At 46.9% G+C, this 8,830-nt stretch carries 8 protein-coding genes; 3 read left to right on the top strand and 5 right to left on the bottom strand.

Annotated elements, in window-relative coordinates; genetic code table 11:
* From AC3A8L_RS17230 to AC3A8L_RS17220, 3 genes are all read right to left on the bottom strand, one after another.
* Positions 1-400: GIY-YIG nuclease family protein (locus tag AC3A8L_RS17230; protein WP_487963512.1), on the bottom strand; the 400-nt coding region annotated here is incomplete at its 3' end.
* Between the two features lie 25 nt (positions 401-425).
* The gene (locus tag AC3A8L_RS17225; RefSeq protein WP_487963511.1) at positions 426-1,082 is read right to left on the bottom strand and encodes a response regulator; all 657 of its coding nucleotides are present in this window, start codon (positions 1,080-1,082) and stop codon (positions 426-428) included.
* A 245-nt stretch (positions 1,083-1,327) separates the two neighbouring features.
* On the bottom strand, positions 1,328-2,221 hold the full coding sequence (locus AC3A8L_RS17220; RefSeq protein WP_487963510.1) for a DMT family transporter: 894 nt from the start codon (positions 2,219-2,221) through the stop codon (positions 1,328-1,330).
* Positions 2,222-2,571: 350 nt separating this feature from the next.
* Between AC3A8L_RS17220 and AC3A8L_RS17215 the strand changes: the two genes are divergently transcribed.
* Positions 2,572-3,822, top strand: a complete 1,251-nt coding sequence (locus AC3A8L_RS17215) for a multifunctional CCA addition/repair protein (protein ID WP_487963509.1) — start codon at positions 2,572-2,574, stop codon at positions 3,820-3,822.
* Between the two features lie 24 nt (positions 3,823-3,846).
* Positions 3,847-4,596, top strand: a complete 750-nt coding sequence (locus AC3A8L_RS17210) for a pteridine reductase (RefSeq protein WP_487963508.1) — start codon at positions 3,847-3,849, stop codon at positions 4,594-4,596.
* A gap of 103 nt (positions 4,597-4,699) precedes the next feature.
* On the opposite strand, the gene AC3A8L_RS17205 is transcribed toward AC3A8L_RS17210, so the two are convergent.
* The gene (locus AC3A8L_RS17205; RefSeq protein WP_487963507.1) at positions 4,700-6,787 is read right to left on the bottom strand and encodes a TonB-dependent receptor; all 2,088 of its coding nucleotides are present in this window, start codon (positions 6,785-6,787) and stop codon (positions 4,700-4,702) included.
* Between the two features lie 16 nt (positions 6,788-6,803).
* Positions 6,804-8,213, bottom strand: a complete 1,410-nt coding sequence (locus tag AC3A8L_RS17200; protein ID WP_487963506.1) for a PQQ-dependent sugar dehydrogenase — start codon at positions 8,211-8,213, stop codon at positions 6,804-6,806.
* 155 nt (positions 8,214-8,368) lie between these two features.
* Here AC3A8L_RS17200 and AC3A8L_RS17195 point away from each other — a divergent pair.
* Positions 8,369-8,830 (top strand): hypothetical protein (locus AC3A8L_RS17195; RefSeq protein WP_487963505.1); only part of this gene is annotated, 462 nt, incomplete at its 3' end.

Raw genomic sequence — 8,830 nt, 5'->3', positions numbered from 1 at the left:
GAAAAGGACCAAAATATTTACCCTTCTTTTTCTTTGCGCCACGATGCAGTGCAATGCGAGGGTAATCGTCGGTATCGGATAAGAATATATAGGGGTAAGACTTATCATCGCGCATCAATATGTTGTAGGGCGGGCGCTGGGCTTTAATAAGGTTTTGCTCAAGCACCAGCGCTTCTGCTTCGCTGGGCGCCACCGTAATTTCAATATTGGCAATACGTTTGACTAACGCTTGAGTTTTAGGGCTGTGCCCACTTTTGTGGAAGTAACTGGAAACGCGGTTTTTAAGGTTCTTCGCTTTACCCACATACAAAATCTTGCCGCCGTCATCGTACATCTGATAGACGCCGGGCTGCTGGGTAAGGTTTTTTAAGAAGAGCTTAGCATCAAAGGAGGTAGGCATTATCGAAGGGAAGCATCGGGAGGTGCTATTCACCACCCAATGTTTCGATGTCCAAAATTTTATGTTTAATCGCCAGGATAGTCAGTTCAACATCACTATTGATGCCTAACTTTTCAAAAATACGGTAACGGTAGCTGTTGATTGTTTTAGGGCTAACACTGAAAGAGTCCGCAATCACCTGCACTTTATTGCCGTTAGCAATCATAGTAGCGGTCTGTAATTCACGCTGAGACAACAATTCAAATGGCGATTGTGATCCACCGCCAGTAAAATTTCGCAGGGCGATTTGCTGTGCCACACTACTGGCCATATACAGCTGCCCTTTAATAACTTTATGCACAGCATCGATAATTTCATCGAAGCTTGCCCCCTTAGTCACGTAACCACTGGCACCCGCTTTCATCAGGCGCTCGGGGAACATGTCATCCGTTAAAGAGGTGACAGCAATGATTTTAATTTTCGGGTTATATGCCAATATCTTACGCGTTGCTTCCAAGCCGCCAAAGCCAGGCATGCGGACATCCATCAAAATGACATCGACGGGTAATAATCGAGCCTTACTGACGGCTTCCTCTCCACTCTTGGCTTCGCCTATAACTTCAAAGCCTTCGACATCCGCTAGCATGCGCATTATTCCCATACGCACTAAATCATGATCGTCAGCGACGAGAATTTTTGTCACGGTACAATTGCCTATAAATTACTCAAAACGAAGAGAAGAATTCCCCTCTAATAAACGGATACCAATGTATCACCCTGCAGCACCAGTGCCTAGCCGAAACCGCCGGACGACACCCTAAGTACCAATGAATTCACACAACAAGCATTAATATGCACTATAAGTGCGCCAAAATTTATTTTTACGCGACACCAATCAAAACGAACGTTTGATTGGTGTCGCGCATCAACTCTACTCAAAATCCCCTATCAAACACTATGCAATAACCCTAATCGGCGCAGCGCAGGCTGAATCAAGCCTTGGAACAAGGCCAGTGCGATAAGCACAGTAATAACGCCACACAGGCTTACAACCCCCATCAACTCACCCTCAACCAGCCAACCCAGCAACAATGCCAATGATGGCGTGATCAAGGGGATTAACGAAACCGTTGTGACCGCGCAATGTTTCAACACATGAAAGAATAGCGTGTGCCCCATCAAAGAACCGGCCACGACCAAGTACCCCAACCCCACCAAAGAGCGCATGCCAACCTCTTCCGGCAATGCGCCAGAAAACAAAGACCAAATCAGAATAAAACCCGGCGAAGCAAAAACCATCGAGCCGACACTTTGCCTAAACGGCGGAATAGCGGGCATAGACTTTAAGATTACCGAGCTAAGTGCCCACAGAATCGTGGCAGCAACAATCGCTAAAACACCCAACAAACCATTCCAACCAACGCGTAGCTGCTCGATATTAATTAACATTAAACCCGCCACGGCAATCCCTAACGCCACTAACTTAAGAGGTGTTAATAAACGTTGTTTAAATATTAATTGCGAAGCAATGCCTACAAAAAAAGGAAACAGACCAAAAATAACACTCATCATTCCCGAGGGTACAGTCTTAGCCGCCCAATAAACCAGCAACATTGTAGGAAACAGACCAAGCGAGCCCACTGCAAAATTAAGCCAATCACGGCGCGCATGCACCAAACGCATACCCGACAGTTTTAGTAACAAAAAACCAATAACGGCAGCCACCACAATACGCACACTAACCGACGTAATAAAATCAAAATCAGTATTGCTCCAATGTATAGCTAACGGCGTAGTGGTCCATATTAATATGACACTACAATATGCAAATAAAATATTCATGAGGTCTTTAATCCAACAGGATTATCCTTGGCAAAAAATAATTAGCCCGCAAACCTTTGTATAAAAATGCTACCGCCAGAAACAAAAAAGGCCGCAGTTTTTTTGCTGCGGCCTTTGGGAGTTTTTAAGTATGATTATCTCTCAAATTTGCAGCGACCATGCACGAACGCGTGCCCAGCGGAGTGCTGGCACGGCGAGTACGCGTTTGACTGCAAAAAAGATAATATGAGGCATAATCAAGTGTTTCTTTAAGAAAGTGAAAAAAGCCTATAAAGTGTGGTGTAAACCGCAGCTTACGTCAACCGGTTTACGGTATTAATTATTATCCTCAAAAAAACGGCAACATACTTATGCACATCTATTTAGTCGGCGGCGCCGTCCGAGACAAATTATTAAATTATCCCAGCATTGAACGCGACTGGGTGGTTGTAGGCGCAAGCGCGCAAGACATGTTAAACCAAGGCTTCGCTCAGGTTGGTAAAGATTTCCCGGTTTTTTTACACCCGAAAACCAAAGAGGAATATGCGCTCGCACGTACCGAGCGAAAAACAGCCCCAGGCTACGCCGGCTTCAGCTTTAATACCGCCAGCGATGTCACGCTAGAGCAAGACTTAGCCCGCAGGGATCTAACCATCAATGCCATTGCGCAAGATGAAGATGGCAGCCTTATAGACCCTTACGGCGGCCGGCAAGACATTGCAACAAAAACCTTGCGCCATGTATCTGAAGCCTTTAGCGAAGACCCCGTGCGCATTTTACGTATCGCACGTTTTGCAGCACGCTACCACCACTTAGGCTTTAACATCGCCGACGAAACAATCACTTTGATGTCGACCATGGTTAAAGCTGGCGAAGTCGATGCTCTTGTCGCTGAACGCGTATGGAAAGAAACCGCACGCGCCCTGTGCGAACGCAGCCCTCATGTTTTTATTGAGGTGCTACGAGAATGCGGCGCACTCGCGAGAATAATGCCCGAACTCGATAAACTCTTCGGCGTTCCACAACCCGCCGAACATCACCCCGAAATAGATACAGGCATTCACGTACTAATGTCCTTACAGCAAGCCGCCAACGCCAGTGATAATCTTAGCGTGCGCTTCGCGACCTTAGTGCACGACCTCGGCAAAGCCTGCACCCCCGCAACGCTATTGCCCAAGCATCACGGCCACGAACAAAAAGGTATCAAAGAAGTTAAATCCCTTTGCCGTCGTTTATGCGTACCAAACGACTGTAAAAAGCTCGCACTCGCTGTGTGTGAATTCCACACCCACAGCCATCGTGCGACCGAACTCAACCCCAGCACATTAAATAAACTGTTTAATCATTTAGGGGCTTATAAGAACACTGGGTTTTTCGAACACTTTGTACAGTGCTGTCAAGCCGATGCGCAAGGTCGCACCGGGTTTGAAGATAGAGAATACCCGCAAGCACAATATTTAAGGGATGCACTTGTGAGCTGTAAAAATGTCACTGCAGCAATATTTATGAAAGAGGGCTTACAAGGGCCTGCCATTGGCGAAGCCATGACTGCGGCGCGAATAAAATGCATTAAAGATTTTCGCGAAGAGTATCGCAACAATAACGTTGACGACACTCATTAAAACCAACAATACACGAGGTTATTCATGACATTACCCGAACCGCCCACAGGCCCCGTTGCCATTATTACCGGCAGCGCGCAGCGCATTGGCCAAGCACTGGCAATGGCACTGCACGCCCAAGGGTATAACCTCGTATTACATTACTTTCGCACTAGCGCCCAGCCGCTTGCCGATCAATTCAATGCCGCTAGAGCCGGTTCAGCCATTACAGTACAAGCCGACCTCAACGATGTTCAAGCCGCCAAAAAAATTACAGATAGCGCACAACACCATTTTTCACGCCTAGATATTTTAATCAACAACGCCTCCAGCTTTTACCCCACACCCGTCGGCAGCGCTACGCAACAACAATCGCAAGATCTGTTAAACACCAATGCACTAGCGCCTTTTTTTCTTAGCCAAAGCTGCGCACCACTGCTAAAAAAACAGCATGGATGCATTCTTAACATTGCCGACATTTATGCCGAGACGCCTAAGCGTCAGCACACACTTTATTGCATGGCAAAAGCCGCAAATGTGATGTTAACCAAAAGTATGGCGCTCGAATTAGCGCCTGAAGTCCGAGTGAATGGCATAGCTCCAGGCGCTGCACTTTGGCCATCGGAAACGGCACCCGCTAACGAGCATGAAGCATTAGCAAAAATTCCCCTTGGACGAATCGGAGGGACAGAAGCCATTGTTGAAACAGCCCTTTTCTTACTGCAAAAAGGGCATTATATTACAGGTCAAATAATTGCTGTGGATGGAGGAAAAGCATTGGCAGGCATTGCCTAAATAATTTTATTTTTACGCGTTTATAGCCGGTAATACGGCGCTCTTAGCGCGAACAAAAAGCCGGCACTAAGGCCGGCACTAGCGTAAATCTCCTGACAAGTCATTAACCACGCCAAATCAACGTTAGCATCCCGTGGCGAGACTGCCCGGGGAAATAACGCTGTTCACCAAACGCCACGTCGGCACGATCGGCATAACGGGAATCAAACATATTCAGCACAGCCGCTTTTAAGGTCAATGAAGAATTAACACTCCAACCGCCTCGAAAATTAGCCACCGTATGCCCCTCATAAATAAACGTATTTTCTGGATCGAGAAAATACTCATCCATTTGAGACACCTCAAGATGACTCTCTATAGCTGAATTCAACTGCCAGCTCAGCACGGCGGAATGCATTGTTTTCGGTGCGGTGTCGACAAGGTTGCCCCTGATATTAGAAGGACTCCCAAACAGGTTGGGATTATTACTGTATTTATGCTCAGCAAAACTACCCACCAACTGCAGCGTTAAATTATCCAACAACTTCCCCGTCAACTCGTATTCAACCCCCTTATGCTTCGTTTGTGAGCCACTGATATTGGCGCGATTCGTATCTTGAAAAACACCGTTCTCCATTTCCATATAAAACAAAGCCGCTTGATAATTGAGCCATGAAAGCGAGCCACGTCCGCCGAGTTCGATGCTGTTTAATTTAACCGACTCAAGATCCGCAACCTCCTGCCCCTGCTGCAAACGATAAAGCTCAGTTGCTTGCGGCCCTCGAAAACCACTGGCCATATTGGCAAATAGCACATGTGACGGCGCCATTAAATAACGAGACCCCAGCGCAATAGAAAGATTACTGAAGGCATCATCCCGGTCAGCGGGGCGATAAAACCGGCAACCGCTTACCAATGGTTCGCACGCACTTCCAGCATCAACATCCGTTTGGTAATCGTAACGCTGGTAGTCTCCACGCACATTGGCATTAAATAACCAGCTTTCAGATGGAAGCCATTCAAGTCCGCTATAGATCGCTGCCGCTTGAGCAGCAACAGAATAGTCATAATGCATCCCAACAGGAAAACGCTGCGCAGCAAAAGGCGCTTCATCATCTTGACGCTCAGACAACTCAGCCTGAGTTAATTCCAAGTCGACGCCAGAGCGCAACAGTAATGTTGACGACAATGGATACTCGGCCTGCGCCTGCACCCCCAGCGATCCATGGCTGTTATTTTCCACCGGTTGCCACGGCAAAAAATGCATCAGAAATTCCATATCTGTATAGCGAAAATAAGGCCTCACAGACCACTGGGTTCCGTTATCTTGCCACAGCCAACGATGGGACCCATGTACTGCGGTCGATTTTCGATAAGCCTGTGGATTAGGGTTTTCTAATCGCAACAGATCATCTTTATAGGCATCCTCGCCCTCAATATAACCTGCGGTTTGCTGATCTAAATGTGTGAAGCTAAGACTTGAATCCGTTTGGCGACTGCCGTTAACGGCCTGGTGTTTAAGACTTATTTTTTGCTGTTGATAACCCGCACTAAAGCGCTCATCGGTATTATCTGTGAACGTTGCTAACGCCAGCCAGCCTTTATCTTGCGAAACAGCAAAAGGGGCCGCTAAATTAATGCGATAAAAATCCTGACTCGATGCATCAAAAGAAACAACCGGACGCTCTACTGACATAGCACTCGGTAAGCGCACATCAATCGCACCGAACAAAGCATTACTTCCGTAAAGCGCCGACTTTGGCCCCCGCTGAACTTCCACCGCAGCCGCCGCTTCGTAATGACTATCAAAAAGTTGATTCGCATTACAAAAACCTGACGCACGCAACGGAATACCTTCCTGACTCATTTGAAAAGCTCCGCACGCGCCAGCACCAGTGAACACTGGAGAGCGTATCGCCGTAAGGTGCTCCTGCCCGCTACCACGACTGAGCCAAGCCCCCGCCGTTTGCTGGACCAGCTGATGCATATGGTCAGCATTAATACGCTGTAAGCTTTCATTATCAATAACCGTTGCCGCCTGGGTTACATCACGCAACAAGGTTTCATCACGCTGCGCGGTAACCACGATTGTTTCTAGGTATTCGGCAGCCGAGGCTTTTTCCAGGAGCAGCCCATCAGTAAAAGTTACTGTAAATAACGTTACGGCAAATAACCCCGAAGACGGCAGCAACTTTTTTTTCACTAACATCATAAAATTCTCATATTGATTACATTTTGGCGGCTGGAACAAGGCGATAAATTGCACTGCCTTTTTCACTATCAGGGTTCATCGCCAAATAGATAAAGCCATCATCCCCTACAACTAAGTCACGGATGCGGCCTTGATTTTTTAGTAATAGCTCACTCGATATAACTTCCGTACCTTTAACTTCGAGCAACTGTATTTCTTGCTTTGCCAAACTGCCTACCAACAAATGATGACGCCAAGACGGAAATGCACCCCCTGAATACTCATCAATTGCCGTTACCGCAATTGATGGCACCCAATAATGCTTTGGCTGCGCCATACCCGGCGCACTCGTTTTAGTCGTTATCGCCGTGCCGTCGTAATTCATACCGTAAGTGATCGATGGCCAACCGTAATTTACACCTTTTTCAATAACATTGACTTCGTCACCACCGCGTGGGCCGTGCTCTGTTTCCCAAAGTAGACCATTATGGCTAAGCACCATCCCCTGCGGATTACGTGAACCGTATGACCAGATACTTTTAATCGCGCCAGCGGTTTTTACAAAAGGGTTATCTTCAGGAATGCGGCCATCGTCAAATAGGCGATGGATTTTCCCGTTGGGGTGGGAAAGGGATTGCGCTTGCTCTTGATTTGCACGGTCGCCAATACTGAAATATATATATCCATTATCTAACACAATACGTGAGCCAAAATGATAGCCTTTCGTCGTATGAAATTCTTTATCCGCTTGGTAGATAATTTGCGAATCGACAAAATGATTATTTTTTATTTTACCGCGAACAACGCCCGTCATCGCACCATTGCTACTGGGCTGACTGTAACTTAAATACACCCAAGGATTATCTCCGGCCACAGGTTTTAGCGCTATATCCATCAGCCCCCCCTGAGTATCAGCCCAAACTTTTGGCGTACCTATTATTTTGGTTTTTTTACCCTCTTTTATCTGCCATAGCACTCCGTCGCGCTCAGAAACCAACATCGAGCCATCAGGCAAAAAGTCGAGCGCCCAAAGCACCCCAAAACCACCCATCAACTTTTCCAATTTAAAGTTATGGTGCTTAGTTTTGAACACGCCATCACTGGGTTGCTCGCTTTTAAGTAGCGCATCGCTGTTTGTTTTCGCGCCCTCTTCACGCATATAAATAATCAACGCGCGAATATCCTCGTCGGATAACGTCTTATTCCAGGCAGGCATGCCTTTTTCAGCAATCCCCGTTGTAATAACGCGAGTAATATCAGCATCGGTACCGCCATGCTTCCACGTTTTACCCAATAACGCTCCGCCCAAACCACCTTGCATTTTATTGCCGTGGCAACTGGCGCAGTTTTTCGTATAAATATCTTCTGCTTTTTCAGCTTGTGCGGTACACGCCGTACCCAAAAAGCTTATTAATAGAGCCGCGCTGAACCGTTTTAAAAAAATCATGGTGAATATCTCCAACAACAGGGATTGCCTCGCCCCTAAAAATAAAAGTCATGACAAATGTCATGCGAACCAGTGACATTTGACAGTAGTGATCACGAGTAGGCTAACGCACAATAACCCTACCGCTTGAAATCAATTACACACAGGAAATAACTATGTCTAACTCAATAATGTTTCGCTTACCTCGCTTCATAAAAGCTTCATTTACAGGCACCACCGTCGTGCTGGCATGTTCACTGGCGTCAAATGCTTTTGCATTTGAACACTCAAGTAGCATAGAACACTCCATTACTAACGCCACCTGCCAACACAACACGCCTGAACTAAAAGCGCTCGCAGACAGCAGCACTGGATATAACAAAGCCTATGCACTTTATCGCCTAGCTCAAGTTAACATCACCAACGAAGACAAGAGCACAGTGATCACGCACCTTAACGATGCCATTGCCCTTTTAGCGCCTATACGTGACCCAGAGGCTGACGTCTTAAAAGCCGCTATTTGGGGATTGCTTATGGGGGCAGACCCCAAAAGCGCCAGCACACTATACCCTCAGGTACAGCAAACCCTAGCCGCCGCAAAAGCGCATAAAAACGCAAAACCACGAGCTTTACTCATC

The organism is Marinagarivorans sp. (assembly GCF_982758155.1).
Note: the sequence above shows the minus strand (reverse complement) of the source record. Positions and strands in the feature narration are given on the sequence as shown.

Bases quoted from the DNA above. Each gene is read 5' to 3' on its own strand.
- AC3A8L_RS17205 (WP_487963507.1), bottom strand. From the start codon at position 6,787: ATGATGTTAGTGAAAAAAAAGTTGCTGCCGTCTTCGGGGTTATTTGCC.
- AC3A8L_RS17200 (WP_487963506.1), bottom strand. From the start codon at position 8,213: ATGATTTTTTTAAAACGGTTCAGCGCGGCTCTATTAATAAGCTTTTTG.
- AC3A8L_RS17220 (WP_487963510.1), bottom strand. From the start codon at position 2,221: ATGAATATTTTATTTGCATATTGTAGTGTCATATTAATATGGACCACT.
- AC3A8L_RS17210 (WP_487963508.1), top strand. From the start codon at position 3,847: ATGACATTACCCGAACCGCCCACAGGCCCCGTTGCCATTATTACCGGC.
- AC3A8L_RS17215 (WP_487963509.1), top strand. From the start codon at position 2,572: ATGCACATCTATTTAGTCGGCGGCGCCGTCCGAGACAAATTATTAAAT.